This window comes from Modestobacter sp. VKM Ac-2983, assembly GCF_026967885.1.
Classification (GTDB): domain Bacteria; phylum Actinomycetota; class Actinomycetes; order Mycobacteriales; family Geodermatophilaceae; genus Modestobacter.
Window position 1 is genome coordinate 830,698 of sequence record NZ_JAPVBK010000003.1, and the last position, 24,770, is coordinate 855,467.

Annotated in this window: 27 protein-coding genes; 9 read left to right on the plus strand and 18 right to left on the minus strand. The window is 73.7% G+C overall.

Going from position 1 to position 24,770, the window contains the following annotated elements; genetic code table 11:
• Nucleotides 1-8: 8 nt before the first annotated feature.
• Genes rsgA through O2W18_RS15990 form a run of 4 tightly spaced genes read right to left on the minus strand, consistent with a single transcriptional unit; the run spans nt 9 to nt 4,288 of the window.
• Nucleotides 9-1,025: a ribosome small subunit-dependent GTPase A gene (gene rsgA, locus O2W18_RS15975; protein WP_269184053.1), complete on the minus strand. Its 1,017-nt coding sequence runs from the start codon at nt 1,023-1,025 to the stop codon at nt 9-11.
• Nucleotides 1,022-2,302 carry a 3-phosphoshikimate 1-carboxyvinyltransferase gene (aroA, locus tag O2W18_RS15980; protein ID WP_269188450.1) on the minus strand — a complete coding sequence of 427 codons (1,281 nt, stop codon included), beginning with the start codon at nt 2,300-2,302 and terminating at the stop codon, nt 1,022-1,024. The genes rsgA and aroA overlap by 4 nt, the downstream gene beginning before the upstream one ends.
• A gap of 5 nt (nt 2,303-2,307) precedes the next feature.
• Nucleotides 2,308-2,763: a YdeI/OmpD-associated family protein gene (locus tag O2W18_RS15985; protein ID WP_269188451.1), complete on the minus strand. Its 456-nt coding sequence runs from the start codon at nt 2,761-2,763 to the stop codon at nt 2,308-2,310.
• A gap of 55 nt (nt 2,764-2,818) precedes the next feature.
• Complete coding sequence (locus O2W18_RS15990; protein ID WP_269188452.1) at nt 2,819-4,288, minus strand: NAD-dependent succinate-semialdehyde dehydrogenase; 1,470 nt, start codon at nt 4,286-4,288, stop codon at nt 2,819-2,821.
• Nucleotides 4,289-4,430: 142 nt separating this feature from the next.
• Here O2W18_RS15990 and O2W18_RS15995 point away from each other — a divergent pair, with 142 nt between their 5' ends.
• Both O2W18_RS15995 and O2W18_RS16000 read left to right on the plus strand, forming a co-directional pair.
• Nucleotides 4,431-5,177, plus strand: coding sequence for an SOS response-associated peptidase (locus tag O2W18_RS15995; RefSeq protein ID WP_269188453.1), 747 nt, complete (start codon nt 4,431-4,433; stop codon nt 5,175-5,177).
• A gap of 19 nt (nt 5,178-5,196) precedes the next feature.
• Nucleotides 5,197-6,750 (plus strand): fused MFS/spermidine synthase, encoded by a 1,554-nt coding sequence (locus tag O2W18_RS16000; RefSeq protein ID WP_269188454.1) that lies wholly within the window; start codon nt 5,197-5,199, stop codon nt 6,748-6,750.
• Nucleotides 6,751-6,753: 3 nt separating this feature from the next.
• On the opposite strand, the gene ybaK is transcribed toward O2W18_RS16000, so the two are convergent.
• Complete coding sequence (gene ybaK, locus O2W18_RS16005) at nt 6,754-7,233, minus strand: Cys-tRNA(Pro) deacylase (protein WP_269188455.1); 480 nt, start codon at nt 7,231-7,233, stop codon at nt 6,754-6,756.
• A gap of 244 nt (nt 7,234-7,477) precedes the next feature.
• On the opposite strand from ybaK, the gene O2W18_RS16010 reads away from it, so the two are divergent.
• Together O2W18_RS16010 and rsrA are read left to right on the plus strand one after the other, a co-directional pair.
• Nucleotides 7,478-8,170, plus strand: coding sequence for a sigma-70 family RNA polymerase sigma factor (locus O2W18_RS16010; RefSeq protein ID WP_269188456.1), 693 nt, complete (start codon nt 7,478-7,480; stop codon nt 8,168-8,170).
• Nucleotides 8,167-8,550, plus strand: a complete 384-nt coding sequence (gene rsrA / locus O2W18_RS16015) for a mycothiol system anti-sigma-R factor (protein WP_269188457.1) — start codon at nt 8,167-8,169, stop codon at nt 8,548-8,550. The genes O2W18_RS16010 and rsrA overlap by 4 nt, the downstream gene beginning before the upstream one ends.
• A 24-nt stretch (nt 8,551-8,574) precedes the next feature.
• On the opposite strand, the gene O2W18_RS21780 is transcribed toward rsrA, so the two are convergent.
• Nucleotides 8,575-8,649, minus strand: coding sequence for a 50S ribosomal protein bL37 (locus tag O2W18_RS21780; protein ID WP_014742531.1), 75 nt, complete (start codon nt 8,647-8,649; stop codon nt 8,575-8,577).
• 231 nt (nt 8,650-8,880) lie between these two features.
• On the opposite strand from O2W18_RS21780, the gene O2W18_RS16020 reads away from it, so the two are divergent.
• Both O2W18_RS16020 and O2W18_RS16025 read left to right on the plus strand, forming a co-directional pair.
• The gene (locus O2W18_RS16020) at nt 8,881-9,933 is read left to right on the plus strand and encodes a biotin carboxylase N-terminal domain-containing protein (RefSeq protein ID WP_269188458.1); all 1,053 of its coding nucleotides are present in this window, start codon (nt 8,881-8,883) and stop codon (nt 9,931-9,933) included.
• Between the two features lie 101 nt (nt 9,934-10,034).
• Complete coding sequence (locus O2W18_RS16025) at nt 10,035-10,259, plus strand: biotin/lipoyl-binding carrier protein (protein ID WP_269170787.1); 225 nt, start codon at nt 10,035-10,037, stop codon at nt 10,257-10,259.
• Between the two features lie 8 nt (nt 10,260-10,267).
• On the opposite strand, the gene O2W18_RS16030 is transcribed toward O2W18_RS16025, so the two are convergent.
• Nucleotides 10,268-10,762: a GNAT family N-acetyltransferase gene (locus O2W18_RS16030; RefSeq protein WP_269188459.1), complete on the minus strand. Its 495-nt coding sequence runs from the start codon at nt 10,760-10,762 to the stop codon at nt 10,268-10,270.
• Between the two features lie 87 nt (nt 10,763-10,849).
• On the opposite strand from O2W18_RS16030, the gene O2W18_RS16035 reads away from it, so the two are divergent.
• The gene (locus O2W18_RS16035; RefSeq protein ID WP_269188460.1) at nt 10,850-12,331 is read left to right on the plus strand and encodes a sensor histidine kinase; all 1,482 of its coding nucleotides are present in this window, start codon (nt 10,850-10,852) and stop codon (nt 12,329-12,331) included.
• A 93-nt stretch (nt 12,332-12,424) separates the two neighbouring features.
• Here the strand turns inward: O2W18_RS16035 and O2W18_RS16040 are convergent, their stop codons facing one another.
• Both O2W18_RS16040 and O2W18_RS16045 read right to left on the minus strand, forming a co-directional pair.
• Nucleotides 12,425-12,676, minus strand: a complete 252-nt coding sequence (locus O2W18_RS16040; RefSeq protein ID WP_269158766.1) for a WhiB family transcriptional regulator — start codon at nt 12,674-12,676, stop codon at nt 12,425-12,427.
• 315 nt (nt 12,677-12,991) lie between these two features.
• The gene (locus O2W18_RS16045) at nt 12,992-13,957 is read right to left on the minus strand and encodes a diacylglycerol/lipid kinase family protein (protein WP_269188461.1); all 966 of its coding nucleotides are present in this window, start codon (nt 13,955-13,957) and stop codon (nt 12,992-12,994) included.
• A 239-nt stretch (nt 13,958-14,196) separates the two neighbouring features.
• On the opposite strand from O2W18_RS16045, the gene O2W18_RS16050 reads away from it, so the two are divergent.
• Nucleotides 14,197-14,529, plus strand: coding sequence for a hypothetical protein (locus tag O2W18_RS16050; protein WP_269188462.1), 333 nt, complete (start codon nt 14,197-14,199; stop codon nt 14,527-14,529).
• 50 nt (nt 14,530-14,579) lie between these two features.
• Here the strand turns inward: O2W18_RS16050 and O2W18_RS16055 are convergent, their stop codons facing one another.
• The 6 genes from O2W18_RS16055 to sodN all read right to left on the minus strand — a co-directional run bounded on the left by O2W18_RS16055 (nt 14,580) and on the right by sodN (nt 19,207).
• Nucleotides 14,580-15,362: an HAD-IIA family hydrolase gene (locus O2W18_RS16055; protein WP_269170792.1), complete on the minus strand. Its 783-nt coding sequence runs from the start codon at nt 15,360-15,362 to the stop codon at nt 14,580-14,582.
• A 25-nt stretch (nt 15,363-15,387) separates the two neighbouring features.
• Nucleotides 15,388-15,870, minus strand: coding sequence for a GNAT family N-acetyltransferase (locus tag O2W18_RS16060; protein WP_269188463.1), 483 nt, complete (start codon nt 15,868-15,870; stop codon nt 15,388-15,390).
• A complete protein-coding gene (gene pssA / locus O2W18_RS16065; RefSeq protein ID WP_269170794.1) occupies nt 15,867-16,664 on the minus strand; it encodes a CDP-diacylglycerol--serine O-phosphatidyltransferase in 798 nt (265 codons plus the stop codon). Before pssA ends, O2W18_RS16060 begins: the two co-directional genes overlap by 4 nt.
• A gap of 11 nt (nt 16,665-16,675) precedes the next feature.
• Nucleotides 16,676-17,341, minus strand: coding sequence for a phosphatidylserine decarboxylase (locus tag O2W18_RS16070; RefSeq protein ID WP_269188464.1), 666 nt, complete (start codon nt 17,339-17,341; stop codon nt 16,676-16,678).
• Nucleotides 17,342-17,418: 77 nt separating this feature from the next.
• Nucleotides 17,419-18,651, minus strand: coding sequence for a PP2C family protein-serine/threonine phosphatase (locus tag O2W18_RS16075; RefSeq protein WP_269188465.1), 1,233 nt, complete (start codon nt 18,649-18,651; stop codon nt 17,419-17,421).
• Nucleotides 18,652-18,802: 151 nt separating this feature from the next.
• Nucleotides 18,803-19,207 carry a superoxide dismutase, Ni gene (gene sodN / locus O2W18_RS16080; protein WP_269164662.1) on the minus strand — a complete coding sequence of 135 codons (405 nt, stop codon included), beginning with the start codon at nt 19,205-19,207 and terminating at the stop codon, nt 18,803-18,805.
• Between the two features lie 50 nt (nt 19,208-19,257).
• Between sodN and O2W18_RS16085 the strand changes: the two genes are divergently transcribed.
• Nucleotides 19,258-19,635 carry a S26 family signal peptidase gene (locus tag O2W18_RS16085; RefSeq protein ID WP_269188466.1) on the plus strand — a complete coding sequence of 126 codons (378 nt, stop codon included), beginning with the start codon at nt 19,258-19,260 and terminating at the stop codon, nt 19,633-19,635.
• 10 nt (nt 19,636-19,645) lie between these two features.
• Here the strand turns inward: O2W18_RS16085 and O2W18_RS16090 are convergent, their stop codons facing one another.
• The 3 genes from O2W18_RS16090 to O2W18_RS16100 form a co-directional block, all read right to left on the minus strand.
• A complete protein-coding gene (locus O2W18_RS16090) occupies nt 19,646-20,350 on the minus strand; it encodes a metal-dependent hydrolase (RefSeq protein WP_269188467.1) in 705 nt (234 codons plus the stop codon).
• Nucleotides 20,351-20,455: 105 nt separating this feature from the next.
• Nucleotides 20,456-20,641, minus strand: coding sequence for a DUF6104 family protein (locus O2W18_RS16095; RefSeq protein ID WP_269158777.1), 186 nt, complete (start codon nt 20,639-20,641; stop codon nt 20,456-20,458).
• Nucleotides 20,642-20,652: 11 nt separating this feature from the next.
• Complete coding sequence (locus O2W18_RS16100; protein ID WP_269188468.1) at nt 20,653-24,594, minus strand: multifunctional oxoglutarate decarboxylase/oxoglutarate dehydrogenase thiamine pyrophosphate-binding subunit/dihydrolipoyllysine-residue succinyltransferase subunit; 3,942 nt, start codon at nt 24,592-24,594, stop codon at nt 20,653-20,655.
• Nucleotides 24,595-24,770: the final 176 nt, after the last annotated feature.

The following is a 24,770-nucleotide window of genomic DNA, read 5'->3' on the forward strand; positions in this document are numbered from 1 at the left end:
GGACCCGGTCAGTGGCCGGGGGTGAGCTGGCCGACGGCGGTGAGCAGTCGGCGGAAGCTGCCCAGCCGCTCCCGCGCGGCGGGTGTGCCCTGGGCGGCCCAGGGGTCCAGGGCGCACTCCGGGTCCGCGGCGGTGTGCCCGCAGGCGGGCGGGCAGTCGACCGCGGCCTCGGCGAGGTCGTCGAAGGCGGCCAGCACGTCCTGCGGGGTCACGTGCGCCAGCCCGAAGGAGCGGATGCCCGGGGTGTCGATCAGGGTGCCGCCCCCAGGCAGGTCCAGCAGGACCGCCGAGGAGGACGTGTGCCTGCCCTTGCCGATCTTGCTCACGTCGCCGATGGCCCGGAAGGCGCCCGGGATCAGCCGGTTGAACAGTGTCGACTTGCCGACCCCGGACTGGCCGACCAGCACGCTCATCTGGTCCCGCAGCCGGGTCACCAGCTCATCGAGCGGCGCCTCGCGGGACATCGGGACCGCGTCGACCTCCAGTCCGGCGTACCGGTCCAGCAGTGGCTGCGGGCTGGCCAGGTCGGACTTGGTCAGCACCAGCAGTGGCGACAGCCCCCCGGCGTAGGCGGCGACCAGGCAGCGGTCCAGGAAGCCGAGCGCCGGCTCGGGGTCGGCGATCGAGGTGACGACGACGAGCTGGTCGGCGTTGGCCACCACGATCCGCTCGGTGGGGTCGGTGTCGTCGGCGGTGCGGCGCAGCGAGGTGACCCGGTCGGCGATGGTCACGATCCGGGCCAGGCTGTCGGTGCGCCCCGTCGTGTCGCCCACCAGCCGCACCCGGTCGCCGACGACGACGCCGTGCTTGCCCAGCTCGCGGGCGCGCATCGCAGTCACGTCGACCGGGGAGCCCCCGGGGCCCTCGACCCGCACCGTCATCCGGCCGCGGTCCACCGCGATCACCAGCCCGGGCACGGCCTCCTCGTGCGTGGGGCGGGTCCGGGTGCGGGGACGGGAGCCGTGCCGCGAGGCCCGGACGCGGACGTCGTCCTCGTCGGACCGGCTGTCCATCTTCCGGCTCACGCGGGCACCCCGGCGTCCTCGCCGAGCAGACCGGCCCAGCGTTCCCGGAAGTCCGGCAGCGTCTTGGTCACCGCGCCCGGGTCGGTGACCTCGATGCCGTCGACCGCCAGGCCCAGCACCGCCGCCGCGTGCACCATCCGGTGGTCGGCGTAGGAGTCCAGGCGGGCCGGGCGGGGCCGCCCCGGGGTGATGACCAGCCCGTCGGGCAGCTGCTCGACCCGGGCGCCGACGGCGCTGAGCACCTCGTCCAGCGCCTGCAGCCGGTCGGTCTCGTGGCCGCGCAGGTGGGCGATGCCGGTGAGCCGGGACGGCCCGTCGGCCAGGGCGCACAGTGCGGCGAGCACCGGGGTCAGCTCGCCCACCTCGCCCAGGTCGGCCTCGAGGGGGGCGATCCGGGCGCCCCCGCTGACCTGGAGCCCGGCGGGGGTGCGGGTCACGGCGGCCCCCATCGCGGTGAACAACGCGTCGAGCTGGGCGCCGGGCTGGGTGGTGACGGTCGGCCAGTCGCGGACGGTGACCCGGCCGCCGGTGACGAGGGCCGCGGCGAGGAACGGTGCGGCGTTGGACAGGTCCGGTTCGACGACGCGGTCCAGCGCCGCGATCGGGCCCGGCGCGACGCGCCACCCACCGTCGGTCCGGCTCACCTGCACGCCGTGCTCGGCGAGCGTCCGCACGGTCATCTCCACGTGCGGCAGGGACGGCAGGCTCCCGGCGAGGGTCAGCTCGATGCCGCTGTCGAAGCAGGCCGCGGCCAGCAACAGCCCGGACACCACCTGGCTGGACTCGCTGGCGTCGACGGTGACCGCACCGCCACGCACCGCGCCGGTGCCGTGCACGGTGAACGGGGCCCGGCCGCGGCCGTCGTCGTCGACCCGGACGCCCAGGTCCCGGAGGCCGGCGATCAGGCCGGCGTTGGGCCGGTCGCGCAGCCGGGCGTCGCCGTCGATCCGGACCGGCCCGGCGGCCAGGGCGGCGACCGGCGGCAGGAAGCGGAGGACCGTGCCGGCCAGCCCGGCGTCCACCTCGGCCGGCCCCCGCAGCGGCCCGGGGGTGACCAGCCAGTCCGCGCCGTCGGCGACGATCGCGACCCCGATCGCCCGCAGCCCGGCGGCCATCAGGTCGGTGTCGCGGGCGCGCAGCGGGCGCACCAGCCGGCTGGGCCCGTCGGCGATCGCGGCCAGCACGAGGGCGCGCGCGGTGATCGACTTGGACCCGGGCAGGGTCACCACGGCGTCCACCGGGGTGCGGCGGGCGGGCGTCGTCCAGACCTCGGTCATGCCGCTCATCCTGCCCTGCCGGCCTCCTCGGCCAGCGCCGCGACGACGGAGGCCACCCGACGTTGCCGGGTCGCCTCCGTCTTCGCGCCCTCGACGGCGAGCACGTGCCGGAGCCGTGCGCTGTAGGAGAGGGACGCGAAGCGCTGTCCGGCCGCCGGCTCGGCCTCGAGTGCTGCGGCCAGGTCCGGCGGGACGTCGACCTCGCGCGGCTCGGTGTCCAGCACGACGTCCACCTCGACCTGGTCGCCGGCGGCGACCCCGGCTGCCGAGCGACGCTCCGCGCTCAGCGGGATGAGGAAGCGCCCGCCCGTGCTGGCGATCGACGTCCGGTAGCCGTGCCCGCCGACGGTGACCGACACCGCCGGCTTCCGCCCACCGCCGAGCGCCTCGACCACCTCCGGCGGCACGGGGATGCCGGTGGCCGTCCGGCCGTGCAGCTCGACCGTGGAGGTGAACCTCATGGGCCAGGAGGATGGCAGCTCCGGGCACTGCCGCGACAGTGCCCGGAGCCGGGGTTCAGCCGCCGACGTGCTGGGCCGGCGCCGCCTGCTTCTTCGGCGGCATCGTGCGCACCAGCCGGCGGTTGGCGAACTCGAACATGCCCAGCTCGGAGAGCTCGCGCCCGTAGCCGGACCGCTTCACCCCGCCGAAGGGCAGCTCGGGGGAGGAGCCCGACGGCTGGTTGATCCAGACCATCCCGGACTCCAGCCGGTCGGCCACCTCGCGGGCCCGCTCGGTGTCGCCGCTGTAGACGGCCGCCGAGAGCCCGAAGTCGCTGTCGTTGGCCAGCGCGACGGCCTCGTCGGCGTCCTTCGCCCGGTAGACGACGGCGGCCGGCCCGAAGAGCTCCTCGTGGTAGGCCCGCATCTCCGGGGTGACGTCGGCCAGCAGCGTGGCCTGGACGAAGGCGCCGTCGTGCTCGGGGCGGCCGCCGCCGGCGAGCACGGTGGCGCCCTTGTCGACGGCGTCCTGGATCTGCGCCGCGAGGTCCTGCGCGGCCCGCTCGGTGGACAGCGGGCCCAGCGTCGTGGCCGGGTCGGCCGGGTCGCCGGGGGAGAAGCTGCCGAAGGCCTGCTGCAGGCCGGCGACCACGTCGTCGTAGACCTCGTCGAGGACGATGATCCGCTTGGCGGCGATGCAGGCCTGGCCGGTGTTGGCCATCCGGGCCATGGTCGCGGCCTTGACGGTGCGGCCCAGGTCAGGGGCGTCCAGCACGATGAACGGGTCGCTGCCGCCCAGCTCCAGCACCGACTTCTTCAGGTGCTTGCCGGCCAGCTGGGCCACGCTGGCCCCGGCCCGCTCGCTCCCGGTCAACGTCACGCCCTGCACCCGCCGGTCGGCGACGACCCGCTCGACGTCGGCGATCCGCAGGAACAGGTTGGTGTAGACGCCCTCCGGCGCCCCGGCGTCCCGGAACAGCTGCTCCAGGGCGACGGCGCACTGCGGGTTGTTCTCCGCGTGCTTGAGCAGGATGGTGTTGCCCAGGGTCAGGTTCGGGCCGGCCACCCGCACCACCTGGTACAGCGGGTAGTTCCACGGCTCGATCGCCAGCAGGACGCCGATCGGCTCGTTCACCACCTCGGCCTCGCCGCCGCCCATCACGTCGATCGGCTTGGGCGCCAGGAACCGCGGGCCGTTGGTGGCGTAGTACTCCAGGATGCTGGCGGCCAGCTGGACCTCACCGGCGGCCTCCTGGATCCGCTTGCCCATCTCCCGGGTGATCAGGGCGGCGAGCTCGTCCTGCCGCTCGCGCATCAGCTCGGCGGCCCGGCCGACGACGGCGGCGCGCTCCTCCACCGACCGGCGGCGCCAGTCGCCGAAGGCGGCGTGGGCCCGCTCGACCACGCCGTCGATGGCGTCGGTCGCCTGGAAGGGGAACTCCTTCTCCGTCTTCCCGGTGTAGGGGTTCACCGTCGCGTACGGGCGTGCGCCTGCGTCGCTGGCGGTCTTCGGCTGCTCGGTCGAGGGAGCCTGGGTGGTCGTCACGTGATGTGCCCTCCGTCGTGCTTCGTCGCGGTGCGTCGGGTCTGTGGTCTCCGTCCTACCCCTCTCCGCACCGGCGACGCGCGGCGGGTCGTCGGTGGGCGCACCTACGCTCGGGGACGTCGTCGTCCGGGAGGAGCCCGTCATGTGTGGTCGGTACGCCGCCAGCCGCCGTCCTGAGGACCTCGCGCTGGAGTTCGAGGCGGTCCCGGCCGAGGGCCAGGCCCCGCTGCCGGCCGACCACAACGTCGCCCCCACCAAGGACGTGTACGTGGTGCGGCACACGAAGGACCGGGACGCCGAGGGCGCGCTCACCGGCGGCGGGCACCGCGAGCTCCGGGTCGTGCGCTGGGGCCTGGTCCCCTCCTGGGCCAAGGACGTCTCGGTCGGCAACCGGATGCTCAACGCCCGGGTCGAGTCGTTGGCCGAGAAGCCCGCGTTCCGCACCGCGGCGGCGAGCCGGCGCTGCCTCGTCCCGGCCGACGGCTGGTACGAGTGGGCGCCCCGGCAGGACCGCCCCGGCAAGCAGCCGTTCTACGTGACCCCGCAGGACGGCTCCGGGCTGGCCTTCGCCGGGCTCTGGGAGGTGTGGGGCCGGGGCGAGGACCGGCTGTACAGCTGCACCGTGGTCACCGCACCCGCCGTCGGCGCCCTCACCGAGGTCCACCCCCGGATGCCGCTGGTGCTGCCGCCCGACCGCTGGGCGGAGTGGCTGGACCCGGCCCGCGAGGACGTCACCGAGCTCGCGGGCCCGACGCCACCGGAGTACGTCGAGCGGCTGGAGATCCGCCCGGTCGACCCGGCCGTGGGCAACGTGGCGCACAACGGGCCGCAGCTCACCGCGCGGGTGGAGTCGGTCAGCGAGCCCGCCGACCAGCCCGCCCTGTTCTGACCGTCCCCCGATCCCCGAGGTGAGCCCGCTGGACCCGCACCCGACCACCGCGTCGACCGACCCGGAGCACGTCCAGGTCTCCGCCCGGGCGCTGCCCGACTGGATCGCCGCGGGCGTGACCTTCCTGTCCTCCGGGGCGGTGCTCGTGATGGAGGTCGTCGGCCTGCGGCTGATCGCCCCCTACGTCGGCATCACGTTGCAGACCAGCACCGCGATCATCGGGTTCGCGCTGGCCGCGATCGCGATCGGCGCCTGGGCCGGTGGAGTCGCCGCCGACCGCACCGACCCACGACGGCTGATCGCGCCGCTGATGATCGCCGGCGGGGCCCTGGTGGTGGCGGTGCTGCCGCTGGTCCGGTTCGCCGGGGAGCTGCTCACCGGCGCCGCGGCCGGCAACGTGCTGCTGCTGGCCGCGGTCGCCGTCGTCGTCCCGGCCGCCTTGCTCTCCGCCGTCCCGCCGATGGTGGTGGCCCTGCAGCTGGGCGACCTCGCCCGGACCGGTTCGGTGGTCGGCCGGCTCTCGGGCATCGGCACGATCGGGGGCATCGTGGCGACGTTCGCCACCGGCTTCCTGCTGGTCGCGGTCCTGCCCAGCAGCGTGATCCTGGTCGGCACCGGGCTGCTGGTCGTCGTGGTCGGGGTGGCGCTGGCCGTGCTGCTGCGCCGCCGGACCCCCGGGGTGGCCGGCCGGCTCCCGGTCGGGCTGCTGGCGCTGGCCGTGGCCGCCCCGGTGCTCGCCGCGGTGGCGCCGACGCCCTGCGAGCGGGAGACCGCCTACCACTGCGCCCGGGTGGTCGCCGACCCGGCGCGCGACACCGGCCGGGTGCTGGTGCTGGACACCCTGCGGCACTCCTACGTCGACCTGGCCGACCCGACGTACCTGGAGTTCGAGTACGTCCAGGCGATCGCCTCGGTCACCGACGCGCTGGCACCGGCGGGTGAACCGCTGTCGGCGCTGCACGTCGGTGGCGGTGGGCTGACCCTGCCCCGCTACCTGGCCGAGGTGCGGCCGGGCACGCAGAGCCTCGTGCTCGAGGTCGATCCCGGCGTCGTCGCGATCGACGAGCAGGAGCTGGGGCTGGAGACCTCCGCGGACCTGGAGGTGCGGGTGGGCGACGCACGGGTCGGGCTCGAGGCGGAGACCGCCGGGGAGCGGGACCTCGTGGTCGGCGACGCCTTCGGCGGGCTGTCGGTGCCGTGGCAGCTCACTACGGCAGAGGCGCTGCGCCTGGTCGACCACGCGCTGGCCGAGGACGGCGTCTACGCGGTCAACCTCATCGACCACCCCCCGCTGTCCTTCGTCCGCGCCGAGCTGGCGACCCTGCAGCAGGTCTTCGACCACGTGCTGCTGCTGGCCCGGGCGCCGGTGCTGGCCGGCGAGGCCGGCGGGAACGTGGTCGCGGTCGCCTCCCAGCGTCCGCTGCCGGCGACGGAGATCGCCGCCGAGATGGAGGAGCGCGGGCTCGCCTGGCAGGTGGCCGAGGGGCCCGAGCTCGACGGCTTCATCGGGGACGCCGGCGTCCTCACCGACGACTTCGCGCCGGTGGACCAGCTGCTGACGCCTTACGGCTGAGCGTCAGCTACGGGTGATCGCGGCGGTCCGGGCCCGGGTCAGCCGCACCAGGTCCGCCGGTGACAGCTCCACCTGCAGCCCGCGCCGCCCCGCGCTGACCAGCACGGTCGGGAAGGCCAGTGCGCTGTCGTCGACCACGGTCGGCAGCGCCTTCCGCTGGCCCAGCGGGCTGATCCCGCCCCGCACGTAGCCGCTGCTCCGCTCGGCGTCGGCCGGGTCGGCCATGGTGGCCTTCCGGCCGCCGGCGGCGGCGGCGAGCGCCTTGAGGTCCAGCTGGCCACTGACCGGCACGACGGCGACGGTGAGGGCACCGTCGACCCGGGTGACCAGGGTCTTGAACACCTGGGCCGGATCGGCGTCCAGGGCGGCCACCGCCACCTCGCCGTAGCCGTGTCCGTCCGCGCCGTCGGCCGGGTCGTACTCGTGCAGGGAGTAGGCGGCCCGCGCCTGGTCCAGGGTCCGCACCGCCGGTGTCGCAGCCACGGCGCAGCAGCCTAGGCCGGACGCGACGGCGCCGGGAGCGGTTTCCCCGACGAACGCCCCGACGGGGAATCGAGCCCGGGTGCGTGCCGTTGCACCGACCGTGAGCAGCACAGTCTCGGGCGCCCCGGCGCGCATCTCGCGCGGTTCTGCGCCCGCCCGCCGTCCCCCCGGCCGCCCCGGCCGCACCCGGCTAGGATCGAGCGACGTGGTCGCCCGTTCCCGGGCGCCGCAGAGAGGACGGTCGGTGCCCGAGGAGCCCGCGAGCGACAACCCCGTCGTCGAGACGGGGAAGCCCGATGAGACGCCGGAGGCGCGCGCCGACGGCAGTCGTGCCGAGCTCGCCGAGACCCGGGCACAGCGCGACGCCCGCTTCGAGCGCGATGCCCTGCCCTACCTGGACCAGCTGTACCCGGCGGCGCTGCGGATGACCCGCAACCCCGCCGACGCCGAGGACCTGGTGCAGGAGACCTTCGTCAAGGCGTACTCCGCCTTCCACCAGTTCGCCGAGGGCACCAACCTCAAGGCGTGGCTGTACCGGATCTTGACGAACACCTACATCAACAGCTACCGCAAGAAGCAGCGCCAGCCGCAGCAGTACCCCACCGAGCAGGTGCAGGACTGGCAGCTGTACGCCGCCGAGGAGCACACCTCCAGCGGTCTGCGCTCCGCCGAGATGGAGGCGCTGGACCACCTGCCCGACACCGACATCAAGGACGCGCTGCAGCAGCTGCCGGAGGACTTCCGGCTCGCGGTGTACCTGGCCGACGTCGAGGGGTTCGCCTACAAGGAGATCGCCGAGATCATGGGCACGCCCATCGGCACGGTGATGTCCCGCCTGCACCGCGGCCGACGCGGTCTGCAGAAGCTGCTGGCCGACTACGCCCGGGAGCGCGGCTTCGTCGCGGCCGGAGCTGCTGAGGAGGCGACCCGCTCATGAGCACCGACGCTCACGACGGCGCCCGGCACGACCTCCACGGTGATGACGTCACCTCGTGCGACGACGTGCTCTCACACGTCTTCGAGTTCCTCGACCACGAGACCGACGACGCCCGCCGGGCGGTCATCGCCGAGCACCTCGAGGACTGTTCCCCGTGTCTGCGGCAGTTCGGCATCGAGCAGGAGTTCAAGGCGCTGGTGCGGCGCCGCTGCGGCGGTGACCCCACGCCGATGGGCCTGCGGGACCGGATCAAGGTGCAGCTGACGACCGTCTCCTTCGAGGAGGACGGCACCCAGGTGCGCGTGGAGAAGGCCAGCTTCGAGTCGACGACCACGCACCTGTACGGCGAACAGTCGCCGGGGGAGCGCCCCACCGCCTAGGGCGGCGCAGCGCTCCCCCCGCCGTCAGGCGTTGGGGCGCTTGCCGTGGTTGGCGCCGCTCTTCTTGCGGGCGCGCCGCTTGCGTCCACGCTTGGACATCGCTGCCCCTCCTCTCTGTGCTCCACCCGGGCAGGACGCCCGGGTGCGGATCGGTCCCGGTGCCGCGGTGCAGGACACCTCGTCACCGGCCAAGCTGACCCTGCAAGGCTCTCACGGGTGGGCCGGGGACCGTGCGCTGGTGCGCGGTCGGGGCCGGTGGTGACACGGGCCACCGGGAGGATCCGGTACGGCAGGTGCGCGGGACGGCGCGGCCGGGAAGAGGAGGACGACGTGGTCCAGGCAGTCGACAGCGTGCTCGTGGCCGGTCGCGGGCCGATGGCCTGCGCGGTGATCCGGGCGTGCGGTCAGCTGGGCGTGAAGGCCGTGGCCGTCCACTCGGAGGCCGAGCGCAACGCGCGGCACGTGCGGATGGCCGACGAGTCCGTGCTGCTGGGTCCGGCCCCGGCGGCCGAGTCCTACCTCGACGTCCGCCGGTTGGTCGAGGCCGCCCGGCGCACCCGGGTCGACGCGGTGCTCCCCGTCCCCCCCGCTCTCGCCGGCAACGCCCGGCTGGCCGCCGCGGTCGCCGACGCCGGACTGGGCTGGGTCGGCCCGGAGGCCGGGGTGCTCGAGCGCCTCGGCGGCGACGGGGTCGAACCGGCCAGCGAACGGGGCTTCCTGGCCTGGGTCAGCGACGAAGGGCTGCACCACGTCACCCCGGTGCTGCGCGACCGCGCCGGGGGCACCCCGCGGGTCTCCTGGACGCCCCCCGACGGGCTGGGGGTACTGCCCGCAGCCGCGCGGCGGCTCCCGGAGCTCGGCTGGCGTGGGCTGGTCACCGTGGGCATCGACCCCGGCGGTGAGCTCGCCGAGGTCGCGGCCGGCTTCTCCCTCGACATCGCCGTGCTGGAGCGGGCACACGGGCTGGACGCCGTCGCCGTGGCGCTGGGCCGTGTGTCCGGTACGCCGGCGGGCGGGCTCCCGGACGACGCCGAGGGGCCGCCGTACGCCGGGCTGGCCGTCCAGCTGCGGTCGACACTGCCGCCGGGGACCGAGGGGCGCGTCACCGGCCGGCTGCCCGACGTCCGGCCCGTCGGCGGGCGGATCGCCGGGGACACCGAGCTGGTCGCGGTGAGCGGCTACGACGAAGGCGACCGGCTCGACGGCTGGTACGACGCACTGCTGGCCACGGTCAGCGCTGCGGGCCCCGATGCGGCGAGTGCGGCACGAGTCGCGACGGAGGTCCTCACCGGGCTCCCGGAGACAGGCGTCCCGCACGACGGTCCGGCAGTGTGCACCGTGCTGCGCCGCATCGCCGGTGCGCTCGTCCCCGGCTGCAGCTGAGCCGGCGCTCGGCACGCTGCGGCGTCCGGCCCTCCGCGTGCTTTCATGTGCAGACCGTCGGCTGAGGCGGCTCGGTGCAGGTCAGGAAAGAGGAGGCGCCGGTGGCGGTCGAGGAGATCCACGCCGAGATGGTCTCCAGCGTGTGGAAGGTGCTCGTGGCCCCCGGCACGGAGGTCGCTGCCGGCGACACGCTGGTCATCCTCGAGTCGATGAAGATGGAGATCCCGGTGCTCAGTGAGCGCGCCGGCACGGTGGGCGAGCTGCACGTGGTGGAGGGCGAGGTCCTCCAAGAGGGCGACCTGATCGCCACCGTCCTCCCCGGCTGACGGGCCCCTCAGAGGTCCAGCGAGTAGACCCGCAGGTCGACGCCGGGCACCGGTGTCCAGTCCCGCTCGGGCAGCCGGGTGAACCCCAGCTGCCCGTAGAGCCGGTGTGCCGCGGCCATCCGGTCGCCGGTGGACAGCACCATCCGCTGCTTGCCGGCCGCCCGCGCCCGGTCCAGGCAGGCCCGCACCAGCGCTGCCCCGACGCCCTGCCCGCGCGCCGCGGTGTCGACGGCGAGCATCCGGAACGCCGCCTCGTCCGGGGACTCGACGACCTCGCCGAAGTCCCCGGACAGCACGAGCGCCACGCTGCCGACGATGCGCCCGTCCTGGTCGCGAGCCACGAGCAGCTCCGCCCGATCCGCCCGGCCCGCCACGTCGGCCAGCTGGGGCAGGTACTCGGCGGGCGCGAGGTCCTCGGCGGCGTAGACGGCCACGGTCAGCTCGGCGATGCGAGCGAAGTCCGCGGGCCCGGCCGGGCCGACGACGGGTGCGGGAGAGGCCACCGGAGCAGGGTAGACACAGGACCCTGTCCACTCCTCCCTCGCAGGCTCGGGTGAGGCTCCGGACGGGGCCGTAGGCTCCGGCCCACGATGAGCAGCCTGTCCGAACGTCTCACCCGCGGCTCGGCGAGCCCCTCCCAGGTCGACCACGCGCGCCGGTTGGTGGCCGACTGGCAGCTGCTGGCCGACCTGTCCTTCGCCGACCTGACCCTGTGGGTGCCGTTGCAGAGCGGGGCCTGGTGGTGCGTGGCCCAGGTCCGCCCGCTGACGGCGCCCACGAGCCAGCCGGAGGACCTGGTGGGCAGTGAGGCCACCGGGTCCGACGCCGAGCCGCTGCTCCGCGCCCAGCGGGAAGGCCAGCCGATCACCGACGGGGAGCCCGATCCGTCGGGGACGAGCCCCCGCCACCGGGAGGTCATCCCGGTGCGGCACGACGGCGCGGTCGTCGCGGTGCTTGCCAAGGACACCAACCTCGCGGCGACCCGGTCCCCGTCGACCCTCGAGCTGACCTACCTCGACATCGCCGCCGACCTGTCGTTGATGGTGGCTGCCGGCACCTTCCCGCCGCGGATGCTGGACGACGCGGAGATGAGCCCACGCGTGGGGGACGGGCTGGTCCGGCTGGACGGCTCCGGGCACGCGGTCTACGCCAGCCCGAACGCGCTGTCGGCCTACCGCCGGATGGGGCTGACCGGGGACGTGGTCGGCGCCGACCTGGCGGAGGTGACGCGCCGGGTCTCGGCGGACCGGGTGGCCGGTGAGGCGGTGGCGGCGAGCATCGCCGCCGCGGTCGCGGGCCGGTTCCCCGAGCCGATGGACGTGGAGAACGACGCGGCGACCATGCTGGTGCGGGCGCTGCCGCTGCAGGCTCCCGGCGGTGAGGCGGGCGCGCTGGTGCTGGTCCGGGACGTCACAGACGTGCGCCGCCGGGACCGTGCGCTGATGACCAAGGACGCCACCATCCGGGAGATCCACCACCGGGTGAAGAACAACCTGCAGACCGTGGCCGCGCTGCTGCGGCTGCAGGCCCGGCGGATGACCGAGCCGGCGGCCCGGGCGGCGCTGGAGGAGTCGGTGCGCCGGGTCGCCTCGATCGCGCTGGTGCACGAGACGCTGGCCGGCAGCCGCGAGGACGTCGTCGAGGTCGACGACGTCCTGGACCAGGTGCTGCCGATGCTCGGCGACGTGACCTCGGTGGGGCCGGCGGCGCGGATCACCCGCGCCGGTGCGATCGGGGAGCTGCCCGCGGCGTGCGCGACGCCGCTGGTGATGGCGGTGACCGAGCTGCTGCACAACGCCGCCGAGCACGCATTCGAGGACGGCGAGCCGGGGACGATCGTGCTCGCGGCCGAGCGGACGGGTGACGACCTGGTGGTCCGGGTCCGCGACGACGGCCGCGGTCTGCCACCGGGGTTCGACCCGGCGGTCAGCACGGGGCTCGGGCTGCAGATCGTCCGGACGCTGGTGACCAGCGAACTGCACGGGACGCTGGAGATGGGCCCGCCTTCGGACGGTGGCCCGGGGACCGAGGCGGTGCTCAGCCTCCCGGGCGCCGGGCGCCCTCGCCGGTGAACGCAGCAAGGGCCGCTCCGGTACGGAGCGGCCCTTGCTGTACGGCCTCGCTGCAGGTGCCCGAGGTGGGCGTCGGCTGCGCGGGGTCCTTCTTCAGGCGGTGCGGACCCGGGTGCGTGCGGTCCGACGCTTCAGGGCACGGCGCTCGTCCTCGGACAGACCGCCCCAGACCCCGGAGTCTTGACCGGAGGTCAGGGCCCAGTCCAGGCAGGACTCGACGACCGGGCAGCGGCGGCACACGGCCTTGGCCTGCTCGATCTGGACGACTGCCGGGCCCGTCGTCCCGATCGGGAAGAAGAGCTCCGGATCCTCGTCCCGGCAGAGCGCGCGGTGGCGCCAGTCCATGGCGGTGTACTCCTCGATCTCGTCAGGGTGTCCGGTCGTCGGTCCGGAGACCGCCCCCGCAGGTCCGTGCGCTGGTGACAGCACGAAGAACGACGACCGCCTGCTGTGTTACCAGCAGGTTGCTTGCTTGTGATGCTTTCACGAGTGGACGCACTGTCAAGCAGTTCGCCGGGCGTTCGACGGCGCTCGTGAGCAACCTCACCACGACCCGCAGGACCTCGCCACTCCGTCCTACCCCACTCGGCGCGTCCGTGCACCACCCCGGGGGGTCCTGTTGCCGAGCCCTCCGTCACACGACGACGCGCAGCGCCTCGGTCACACGACGACGCGCAGCGCCTCCGGGACCGACCGGACGCGGAGCCCGGTGGCGGTGCCCAGGTGGTCACCGTCCAGCTGCCAGCCCTGGGGGCGGGTGGACGTCAGGGTGAGCTCCCCGAGGTCGTGCCAGCGGTGCACCCCGCGGCCCCGGGCGTCCGGCCGGGCGGCCATGGTCTGGCGCAGGTGGTGCAGCATCCGGACGACGCCGACCCGGCCCATCGCGAAGACGTCCAGGCCGGTGTCGAAGGACGCGTCGGGGCTGGGGTCGATCGGGCGGGCCCCCAGGTAGGTCCACGGGCTGACGTTGGAGACCAGGGCGAGGAACAGCCCGTCCACGGGGGGCTCGCCGGGCAGGTCGAGGGTCATCGGCGGACGACGCCTGTCCCGGCCCAGCAGGAACGCGTTGACCCCGGCCCCGATGTAGAGGCTGCCGGTGGACCGCCGCCCCCGGGCGCGCTGGGCCTCGACCCGGGAGATCACGTCGGCGTCGTAGCCCATCCCGGCGGCGAAGACGAACCAGCGGGGCGTGGTCCAGCCCTCCGTCGTCCCCTCCTCGCCGGTCAGCGCGGAGGCGGTGCCGAGGGAGACCAGCCGGGTGCGGCCGGCCCGCAGCGAGTCGAGGATCTCCCCGGTCGCCTCGACCGGGTCCCGGGAGCGGCCGAGGGCGCGGGCGAAGACGTTGGTCGACCCGCCCGGGACGACGGCGAGCATCGGCACCCGGGGCCCCGGACCGGCCGTCAGCAGCCCGTTGGCGGCCTCGTTGACGGTGCCGTCGCCCCCGAGGGTCACGACGACGTCCACGCCGTCCGCCGCGGCCTGGGCGGCGAGTTCCCGCGCGTGTCCGCGGTGCGCCGTCTCGGCCAGCTCGACCTGCAGTTCGCTGGAGAGCGCCCGGACCAGCACGTCGCGCACCTTGCGGGTGGTGGTCGTGGCCGCCGGGTTCGCCACCAGCAGCGCACGCATGCCGCTCAACATATCGACCGGCCCTGCGGCGACCGCGCGGCACGTCCGGTGCACCGGGAGGCGAGGTGCCCGCGCGTAACCTCGGCGGCGTGTCAGGTCAGGACGGACAGACCCCGGGCCGTCGTCGGTCGCGGGCAGAGGGACTGCTCGGGAGGGCGGCCCAGCCCACCACACCGCACCCGGCCCGGCCCCGCACGGCGGCGCCAACCGCCGTCCGGCGGGCTGCCCTGGTGGTGGCCGTGGAGGCGCTCGCACTGACCGCCCTCGCGCTCACGCTGCTCGTGCTGACGCTCACCGGCTCACCGGACAGCGTCGGCCGGGCGCTGGCCGAGGTGGTCTACGTGGGGCTGGGGGCGGGGCTGCTGGCGGCAGCAGCGGTCGGGTTGTGGCGGGTGTCCGGCTGGTCCCGCGGCCCGGTCATCGTGCTGCAGGTCCTGCTGGGCCTGCTCGCCTACAACGCGGCGTTCGAGGCGCAGCAGCCGCTGATCGGCCTGCCGGTGCTGGCCCTGGTCGCGACCGAGCTGTGGTTGCTGGCCACCCCCGAGGCCCGGCTCGCCTTCTTCGAGCGTTAGGCCCCCTCGCAGGGTCCCGGCGCGAGCCTACGAGTCGTGGGGGTCCTCCCTCAGATCAGCTCGATGACCTCGGCGATGGAGGGCAGCACCCGGCTGGGCCGGAACGGGAACCGGCTGACGTCCTCGGCGCGGGTCGAGCCGGTGAGCACCAGGATCGTGTCCAGCCCCGCTTCGATGCCGGCCACGACGTCGGTGTCCATCCGGTCGCCGATCATCGTGGTGGACTCCGAGTGCGCCTCGATCCGGTTCATCGCGCTGCGGAACATCATCGGGTTGGGCTTGCCGACGAAGTAGGGCTCGGCGCCGGTGGCCTTGGTGATCATCGCCGCCACCGAGCCGGTCGCCGGCAGCGGGCCCTCGGGGGAGGGGCCGGTGACGTCGGGGTTGGTCGCGATGAACCGGGCGCCGGCGCCCACCAGCCGGACCGCCTGGGTGATCGCCTCGAACGAGTACGTGCGGGTCTCCCCGAGGACGACGTAGTCCGGGTCGGTGTCGGTCATCGTGTACCCGGCCTCGTGCAGTGCCGTGGTCAGCCCGGCCTCGCCGATGACGTACGCCGATCCGCCGGGCAGCTGGGAGGCCAGGAAGTCCGCCGTGGCCAGCGCGGAGGTCCAGATCGCCTGTTCGGGGACGTCGAGGCCGCTGCGGGAGAGCCGGGCGGAGAGGTCGCGCGGGGTGAAGATCGAGTTGTTGGTCAGCACCAGGAACCGGCGGTTGCGCTCGACCAGCCGGGCCAGGAAGTCAGCGGCGCCGGGCAGCGCCTTGCCCTCGTGCACCAGGACGCCGTCCATGTCGGTCAGCCAGCACTCGGACTCGCCGCGTTCGGTGGTCACGCCGTTCTCCTGTCGGTCGGGTGGGTCAGCGACGGTCGGCCGCGAACCGGGTCAGGGCGTCACCGGTGAGCCGGAAGACCGTCCACCCGTCCATCGGCACCGCACCGGCAGCTCTGTAGAACTCGATGGACGGGGCGTTCCAGTCCAGGACGGACCACTCCAGCCGGGCGAACCCGCGGGCCACGCACTCGTCGGCCAGCGTGCGCAGCAGCTCCCGGCCCAGCCCGGTCCCCCGGTGCGACGGGGAGACGTAGAGGTCCTCCAGGTACAGCCCGTGGGTGCCGCGCCAGGTGGAGAAGTTGAGGAACCACAGCGCGAAGCCGGCGATCTCGCCGTCGCCGGCCAGCGCCACGTGCCCGAACAGGGCCGGGGACTCCCCGAACAGCGCGGCGTGCAGTTGGTCGGCGGTCATCCGGGCCTCGTGCTCGGACTCCTCATAGGCGGCCAGCTCACGGACCAGTCGGAGCACCGTCGGGACGTCGTCGGGTCGGACCCGGCGCACGCTCACGACAGCGCCTCCTTCACCCGGTCGGGGACCAGCCGGCCCAGCGGGGTCAGCACCGGCATCACCAGCGGGGAGACGAGGTAGCTGTAGGCGACCACCAGGCTGGTCACGGTCGGGACGGTGAGCAGGCCGACGACGACCAGGACGACCGACGTGACCAGACCGTAGGGCTTGCCGCTCTTCGGGCTGACCAGGGACCGGAACGAGCGGTAGCGGATGTTGCTGATCATCAGCAGCCCGGGGACGACGACGACCAGCAGCACCCACAGCCGGTCACGGCCCTGCATCAGGTCGGCGAAGGCGTACACGCTGGCCAGCACGACCCCGGCCGCGCCAGGGCTGGGCAGGCCGGTGAAGAAGCGCTTGTCGGCCGTCGGGTCGATCGTGGTGTTGAAGCGGGCGAGCCGGATGGCGGCGCAGGCGACCCAGAGGAAGCAGGCCACCCAGCCCAGGGCGTCGAGCTCGTCCCGGCCGTCGGAGAAGAGGGCGAAGACCAACAGGGCCGGGGCCAGGCCGAAGGAGACCAGGTCGGCCAGCGAGTCGAACTGCAGGCCGAACGGGGAGACGGCGCCGACCAGCCGGGCCACCGCGCCGTCGGCGATGTCGAACACGACGGACAACGCGATCAGCAGGCAGGCCAGCCGGTACTCCCCCCGGAACGCGACCAGGATGGCGCCGAAGCCGCACATCATGTTGGCGAGGGTGAAGAGGCTGGGCAGCCACGAGCGGGCCCGCCGCCGACCGCCGCGCACGGACCCCCGGACGAACTCGACGGTGGTGGTGCGCCTCCCTGGCATCCGCCCGCTCCTCAGCTGGGGGAGGACCAGCGGGCGATGACGGTCTCGCCGCCCCGCACCCGCTGCCCCTTCGTGACGGTGACGGTGCACTCCGGGGGGACGAAGACGTCCATCCGGGAGCCGAACTTCATCAGCCCGATCCGCTCACCGGTGGCCACCTGCTGTCCCGGCACCACGCGGGTGACGATCCGGCGGGCCAGCACGCCGACGATCTGGCGGAAGACGACCGTGCGGTCGCCGTCGCGCACCCACAGCTCGCTGTGCTCGTTGCGGTGCGCGCTCTCCGCCCGGTAGGCGGCCAGGAAGCTCCCCGGCGTGTAGGTGGAGGAGGTGATCCGGCCGCCGTAGGGAGCCCGGTTCATGTGCACGTCCACGACGGACAGGAAGACGCTCACCTGCTGCCAGTCGCCCTCGGGGGCCACCCCCGGTTGGGGATCGCCGGCGACCATGACGACGCCGTCGGCCGGGGAGAGGACGTCGTCGGCCGCGGGCGGAGTCGAGTCGCACCGCCGGTCGGGGTCGCGGAAGAAGGCGGCCATGTACGCCGACAGGGCGAGGAAGGGCCACGTCAGGGCACGGGCCGCACGGGGACCGCTGCCCCGGCCCAGGGCGGTGGAGACCGCCGCAGAGGCCAGGGGAACGGCGAGGAAGGGCCAGCCGGCCCGGTCGATGCGCATCGCAGACCGAGGTTACCGGGACGGGAGCCGAACGCCTGCGGACGGCGGCGTCACGGCGGGTACGCGCTCCCGTGGGCTCACGGGGAGGCGAGCCGGTCGCTGGCCCCGGTCTGGCTCACGCGGTCGCGGGGTGGGCCGCCGTACCAGTCGAGGCACACGACGGAGGCGTCGTCCCGCAGGACGCCGCCGGTGGCGCGCAACACCGCCTGCCCGAGCTCGTGCACGACCTCGCGGGGGTGCAGCGCGGCCGTGGCGGCCAGCGCGGCCGCGACGTCGAGGGAGGCCGCGTTGCGCTCCTGCATCCCGTCGGTCACGAAGACGACCCGGTCCCCGGGCTCCAGCACGAAGCGCTGGAGCCGGTACTCGGTACCGGCCTCGACGCCGAACGGCAGGTCGATGGCCAGCTCCACCTCCTCGACGCGGCCGTCGCGGAGCCGCAGCGGGAACGGGTGCCCGGCGTTCACGATCTCGGCCTCGAGCGTGTGCAGGTCGACACGCAGGACCTGGCCGGTGACGAACTCGCCGGGCGCCGAGTGCGAGCTGACGGCGTCGTTGGCGTTGCGGGTCTGGTCGCCGAGGCCGAGCCCGCGACGCCGCTCGTTGCGCAGGCTGCCGACCAGCAGGGTGGCCAGCAGCGCCGCGCCGACCTCGTGTCCGACCGCATCGCTGACCGAGACGTGGAGGGAGTCCCGGTCCAGGGCGTAGTCGAAGGTGTCCCCGCCCACGGTGGCGGCCGGCTCCAGCCAGCCGGCCAGGGTGAACTGACCGGCCTCGCAGGTGAAGGCGCTGGGCAGCAGGCGACGCTGGATCTCCGCGGCCAGCGAGAAGGGGGTCGTGCGCTGACCCCACTCGAAGAGGTCGGTGTGCCGCCGGTTGGCGATGATCACGTAGGCGAGGGCGTGGCCGGCCGCGGAGATGTCGGCCAGTTCCTGCTCGTCGGGCGACTCGGGCAGCACCAGTTCCAGGACACCGATGGCGTCGCCGCGGTCGGTGACCGGGACGAGCACGCAGGTGCCCGCGTCGCCGGTCTGCACGACCGCCTGCTGGGTGCGCAGGACCTGCTCGTGCACCGTGCCCGCCAGCCGCAGGGTCTCCGCGTGCTCGGGACCTCGGACACGGGAGCCCTCCGGCGCGCGGCTCGCCGTTCCGAGTCGGACCAGGGCGTGCCCGCTGAAGTCGGCGATCAGGAAGGAGACCTCGGTGGCGCCGGAGAGGGTGGCGAGCTCCGCGGTGACCGCGGTGACGGCGTCGATCGGCGCGGCTGCCTCCACCCGTTCGAGCAACGAGCGCAGGTCGAAACGGGGGCTCACGGGGCTGCTGGTCTCCTGGGTCGGGCGAGCTGCCACCCGACCGGCAGCAGGTACGACACTGCCGGGCCACCCCAGAGGGGATGACCCGGCAGTCCGGCCCCGTCCCGAGGTCCACCCCGAGCGTGCGGGGTGAGGAGGACGGGGTCCTTGATCAGGCGGCGGCCTTGGTCTCCCAGAAGATCTTGTCGATCTCGGCGATGTAGTCGAGCAGCTTCTGACCCTCGGCGGGGTCCATGCTGCCCTTGCCGCCGGCGGCGCCGGCCTGCTTGGTCGCCTTGTTGAACAGCTCGTGCAGCTGCGGGTACTTCTCGAAGTGCGGGGGCTTGAAGTAGTCGGTCCACAGCACCCACAGGTGGTGCTTGACCAGCTCGGCCCGCTGCTCCTTGATCAGGATGGCGCGGGTGCGGAAGACCGGGTCCTCGTTGCCCTGGTACTTCTCCTGGATGCCCTTGACGCTCTCGGCCTCGATGCGGGCCTGGGCCGGGTCGTAGACGCCGCAGGGGAGGTCGCAGTGCGCGGTGGCCTCCACGGCGGAGAACATGCGGAACAGACGCATGGGTGTGCCTCCGGGTTCGCGGGGATGGGTCTTCTGCGACCCTACCCGCGGTGATCAACGAGGACACGTCGAGAAGTGGCAGCCCGGACGACCTGCCCGGGCTGCCGACCCGTTGGGTCTCGGCCCGGGTCACCGGGCCCTCGATGACCCCGACCGTGCGGCACGGCGACCGGCTGCTGGTGCGCCGGGTGGCGGTCGGGGCGACCGTGCCCAGCGGCACCGTCGTGCTCGCCCGCTTCCCGGCGCGGCCGGAGCTGTTGGTGGTCAAGCGGGTGCGCCGTGCGGTGCCCGGCGGGCACTGGGTGGAAGGGGACAACCTGCTGGTCACCGACGACTCCCGGGCGTTCGGGACGGCGGTCGTCGTGGGCCGGGTGGTGGGCCGGCTGTGGCCCCGGCCGGGGAGGCTGCGCCCTGCCCCACCCGGCTGACGGGCCGGCGTCAGCCGAGGCGGTCCAGCAGGGGGGCGACGAGGTCGTGCGCCGCGGTGTTGAGGTACAGCAGGACGACGGTGGCCACCAGGAACAGCGGGACCAGCACCGCCTTCTCCACGATCGCACCGGTGCGCAGGTGCACGGGCGCCAGCCGGCTGCGCCGGACGAGCCAGAAGACCGGGACGGGCACCCCCTCCTTGGTCAGCCAGTCACCGGCGATGTGGGTCAGCGTGCCGAGGACGACGGCCAGGGGGAGCCACCCGGGCGCCGGGCTGTGCTCGAGCAGCAGCCACGCGCCGGCCCAGGAGAGCGCCAGGTTGCCGATCACGGTGTTCTCCGCACGGCCCGGGATGACGAAGTGCAACGCCCGCAGTGCCAGCCCGATCGCGAGCGCCAGCAGCAGCAGGGTGGACCAGCGGTGCCACGTCGCGGCGGTGGCCAGGAGCCCGAACGCCAGGGAGCCGAGAACCGCGTCGTGGGTCCCCCAGCGGTGCCCTCGGGCGACCGTGTTGACGAGCCCGGACGGGACGTCGGTCAACGGGCCCCACATCCCGGAGATCGTGGAACCCCGCTGGTCCAGGTCCGGGAGCATGGCGAACCCGCCGACGGCGGAGACCCAGGCGACCTGGGCGACCGTGCCGTGCACCGGGACCCAGGGGAGCGTCGCGGCGCCGGCGGCCAGGCCGGAGAGGGCGTGGGAGTGACCGAGCACCTACGCAGCGTGCCGCCAGGGCGGCCCGCTGCCCAGGAGGCGCGCGAGGAGAGGCGAGAACGGCCACCCACCCGGAACCCGCGTCGGGCTCGGGAGGGGCGTTCCTCAGTCCTCGTCGACGTCGTCCGTGCCGCCCCGGGCCAGCCAGGTGGCCAGCCGCTCGACCGGCACCTCGAAGTCGGGGTGCTGGTCGACGAAGGCCTGGAGCTGGTCGGCCAGCCAGGAGAGCGAGACCTGCTCCTCGCCCCGCCGGCCGGCCAGCTCCTCGATGCCGCGATCGGTGAAGTACATGGTCGAGCCCGTCAGTCGGCGAAGGCCCGCGCGACCAGCTGACGCTGCTCGACCTCGTGCACCTTGGCCGAGCCCACGGCCGGGCTGGCCGAGGCCTTCCGGGACACCCCGCGCAGCGTGCGCCCGCCCGGCAGGTGTTCGGGCAGGTTCACGGCCATGAACTGGGCGGCGCCCATGTTGGCCGGCTCCTCCTGCACCCACACGACGTCGGTCGCGTTCGGGTAGGCAGCCAGCGCCTCGGCGATCTCCTCGGCCGGCAGCGGGTAGAGCTGCTCGACCCGCAGGATCGCGATGTCGGCGGTCCCCTCGTTCTCCCGCTGGGCGAGCAGCTCGTAGCTGATCTTGCCGCTGCACAGCAGGACGCGGCGCACCGCCGAGCCGTCCAGGGGCTGCCCACCCACACCCGGGTCCGGGAGCACCGGGCGGAAGTGCTGCTCGGTGAAGTCGCTCACCGAGCTGACCGCGGCCTTGGCGCGCAGCAGCGACTTGGGTGTGAACACCACCAACGGGCGGTGCACCTCCGACAGCGCCTGACGGCGCAGCAGGTGGAAGTAGTTCGCCGGCGTCGAGCAGTTGGCGACCGTCATGTTGTTCTCGGCCGACAGCTGCAGGAAGCGCTCGATCCGGCCGCTGGAGTGGTCGGGCCCCTGGCCCTCCAGCCCGTGCGGGAGCAGCAGGACGACGCCGGAGCGCTGCCCCCACTTCGCCTCGCCGGAGCTGATGAACTCGTCGATGACCATCTGTGCGCCGTCGACGAAGTCGCCGAACTGGGCCTCCCAGAGCACCAGGGCCTTGGGGTTGGCCACCGAGTACCCGTACTCGAACCCGAGCGCGGCGTACTCCGACAGCAGGGAGTCGTAGACGAAGAACTTCGCCTGGTCCTCGGTGAGGTTCAGCAGCGGGGTGTGCTCGCTGGCGGTCTCCCGGTCGATGAGCACCGAGTGCCGCTGCACGAACGTGCCCCGGCGGGAGTCCTGCCCGGCCAGCCGCACCGGCACGCCCTCCATGAGCAGCGAGCCGAAGGCCAGCAGCTCGCCCATCGCCCAGTCGACGCCGCCCTCGCTGGCCATCGCCGCCCGGCGCTCCAGCATCCGCTGCAGCTTCGGGTGCACGGTGAAGTCGGTGGGCAGCGAGACGTGCGCGTCGCCGATGGTCTTGAGCACCTCCGGCGTGATCGCCGTGTCGACCGTCGCCTCCTGCGGGGACCGCGGGTCCATCACCGGCTCGGGCGCGGAGGAGTCACGGGCGTCGTGGGTCTCGGCGAAGGCCCGCTCGAGCTGCCCGCGGTAGTCCTTCAGCGCCTCCTCGGCATCGGCCAGGGTGATGTCACCGCGGCCGACGAGCGCCTCGGTGTAGAGCTTCCGGACCGAGCGCTTGCGGTCGATGATGTCGTACATCAGCGGCTGGGTCATCGACGGGTCGTCGCCCTCGTTGTGCCCGCGGCGGCGGTAACAGACGAGGTCGATGACGACGTCCTTCTTGAACTCCTGCCGGTAGTCGACCGCCAGCTTGGCCACCCGGACGCAGGCCTCGGGGTCGTCACCGTTCACGTGGAAGACCGGGGCACCGATCATCCGCGCCACGTCGGTGGAGTAGAGGGTCGAGCGGGACTGGGCCGGGCTGGTGGTGAAGCCGACCTGGTTGTTGATGACCACGTGCACCGTGCCGCCGGTGCGGTAGCCGCGCAGCTGGGAGAGGTTCAGGGTCTCCTGGACGACGCCCTGACCGGCGAACGCCGCGTCGCCGTGCAGCAGCAGCGGCAACACGGTGAAGCCGCCCTCGCCCTTGTCGATCATGTCCTGCTTGGCCCGCACGATGCCCTCGAGCACCGGGTTGACCGTCTCCAGGTGGCTGGGATTGCTGGCCAGCGACACCGCGACCGAACGGCCCTCGTGCTCGAAGCTCCCCTCGGCCCCGAGGTGGTACTTCACGTCACCGGAGCCCTGCACGGTGCCCGGGTCGATGTTGCCCTCGAACTCGCCGAAGATCTTGGCGTAGCTCTTGCCCAGCACGTTGGCCAGCACGTTCAGCCGGCCGCGGTGGGCCATGCCGATCGCGACCTCCTCGATGCCGTGCTGGGAGGAGCTGACCAGCACCTCGTCCAGCAGCGGGATGACCGACTCGCCGCCCTCGAGGCTGAACCGCTTCTGGCCGACGTACTTCGTCTGCAGGAAGGTCTCGAAGGCCTCGGCGGCGTTGAGCCGCCCGAGGACGCGCTTCTGCTTGTCCCGGCTGGGCTGGTCGTGCTTGACCTCGACGCGCTCCTGGAGCCAGCGGCGCTCCTCGGGGTCGGTGATGTGCATGTACTCGATGCCGACGGTGCGGCAGTAGGAGTTGCGCAGCACGCCGAGGATGTCGCGCAGCAGCATCGTGCGCTCGCCGGCGAAGCCCCCGACCGGGAAGGGCCGGTCCAGGTCCCACAGGGTCAGCCCGTGCTGGACGATGTCCAGGTCGGGGTGGGTGCGGACCTTGAACTCCAGCGGGTCGGTGTCGGCCATGAGGTGGCCGTTGCGCCGGTAGGCCTCGATGACCTCGATGACCCGGGCTTCCTTGTCGATCTGGCCCTCGTGGCTGATCCGCTTGTCCGGCACCCAGCGGACCGGCTCGTACGGGATGCGCAGCGAGCGGAAGACGTCGTCGTAGAAGCCGTCCTGGCCCAGCAGCAGCCCGTGCATCCGGCGCAGGAAGTCGCCGGACTCAGCACCCTGGATGACCCGGTGGTCGTAGGTCGAGGTCAGCGTGATGATCTTGGAGACGGCCATCTCGGCGAGGGCCTCCGGGCTCATCCCCTGGAACTCGGCCGGGTAGTCCATCGCGCCGACGCCGACGATCGTGCCCTGGTTGGTGGTCAGCCGCGGCACCGAGTGGTTGGTGCCGATGGTGCCGGGGTTGGTGAGGCTGATCGTCGTGCCGGAGAAGTCCTCCATCGTCAGCTTGCCCGCCCGGGCGCGCCGGATGATCTCCTCGTAGGCGCCCCAGAAGGCGGCGAAGTCCATCCCCTCGGCGGCCTTGATGGAGGCGACCACCAGCGAGCGGGTGCCGTCGGGCTTGGGCAGGTCGATGGCCAGGCCGAAGTTGACGTGCTCGGGCTGGACGTGCACCGGCTTGCCGTCGACCTCGGCGAAGGCGCTGTTCATGTTCGGGAAGTCGTCCAGCGCCCGGACCAGCGCGTAGCCGATCAGGTGGGTGAAGGAGATCTTCCCGCCCCGGGCGCGGGCCAGGTGGTTGTTGATGACGATGCGGTTGTCGACCATCAGCTTGGCCGGCACCGCTCGCACGCTGGTGGCCGTCGGCACGGTCAACGAGGCGTTCATGTTCTTCACGACGCTCGCGGCGGCCCCGCGCAGGGGGGTGCGCTTGGGGCCGGCGTCGTCGCCCTCGGCGCGGCCGGGACCCGGCTTGACGACCGGCTTGGCCGGCGTCGCGGGCTGTTGCTGGGAGGCGCGCTCGGCGGCACGGGCCACGACGGTGCCCTCGGACCGGGTGTCGCTCGCGGCGGTGCGGGAGGCCGGGGCGGCAGCCCCCTTGTCGGAGGAGCCCTTGTCGGAGGAGTTCTCGGCCGAGGCGCCCGTGGCGCCCTCGTCGGAAGAGCTCGTGCTGGCGGGTGCCGGCTTCGATGTGGCGGGGCCCGACTGGGTCATCTGCGGTGCGACCTCTCGGCTGGGCGCGGGGGAGGCGTAGGTGGTGGCCGACGGCGTCGACGCCGCCTGGGCGCTCCGGGGCTCGGACGTTTCCGGCGACGGGGCCGGTTCGGCCGGCTCGGTCGTGCGGTCCTGTCCGTCGGCGACCGGGCTGCCGGGCCGGTAGTCGGCGAAGAAGTCGTGCCAGGCCTGGTCCACGCTCCGTGGATCGGCGAGGTACTGCTGGTACATCTCCTCGACCAGCCACTCGTTGGTACCGAAGCCCGCGACCGGGTTGGCGGAGTGGGCAGGGGACGGCTGGGATGAGCTCACGCTTGACACGGGGTCGAGTGCCTTCTTCGTCGAGGGACGTCGTTGGACCGGGTGCCGACTTTACGCCCCGGCTCCGGCGGTGCAGTGATGCTCCGTGAGTTGCCGCACGTGTCCCGGGTCACCGGCCCCTCGCGACCCACGAGAACCGGCACCGCGCGGTCCGTTGCGCCCGCGCC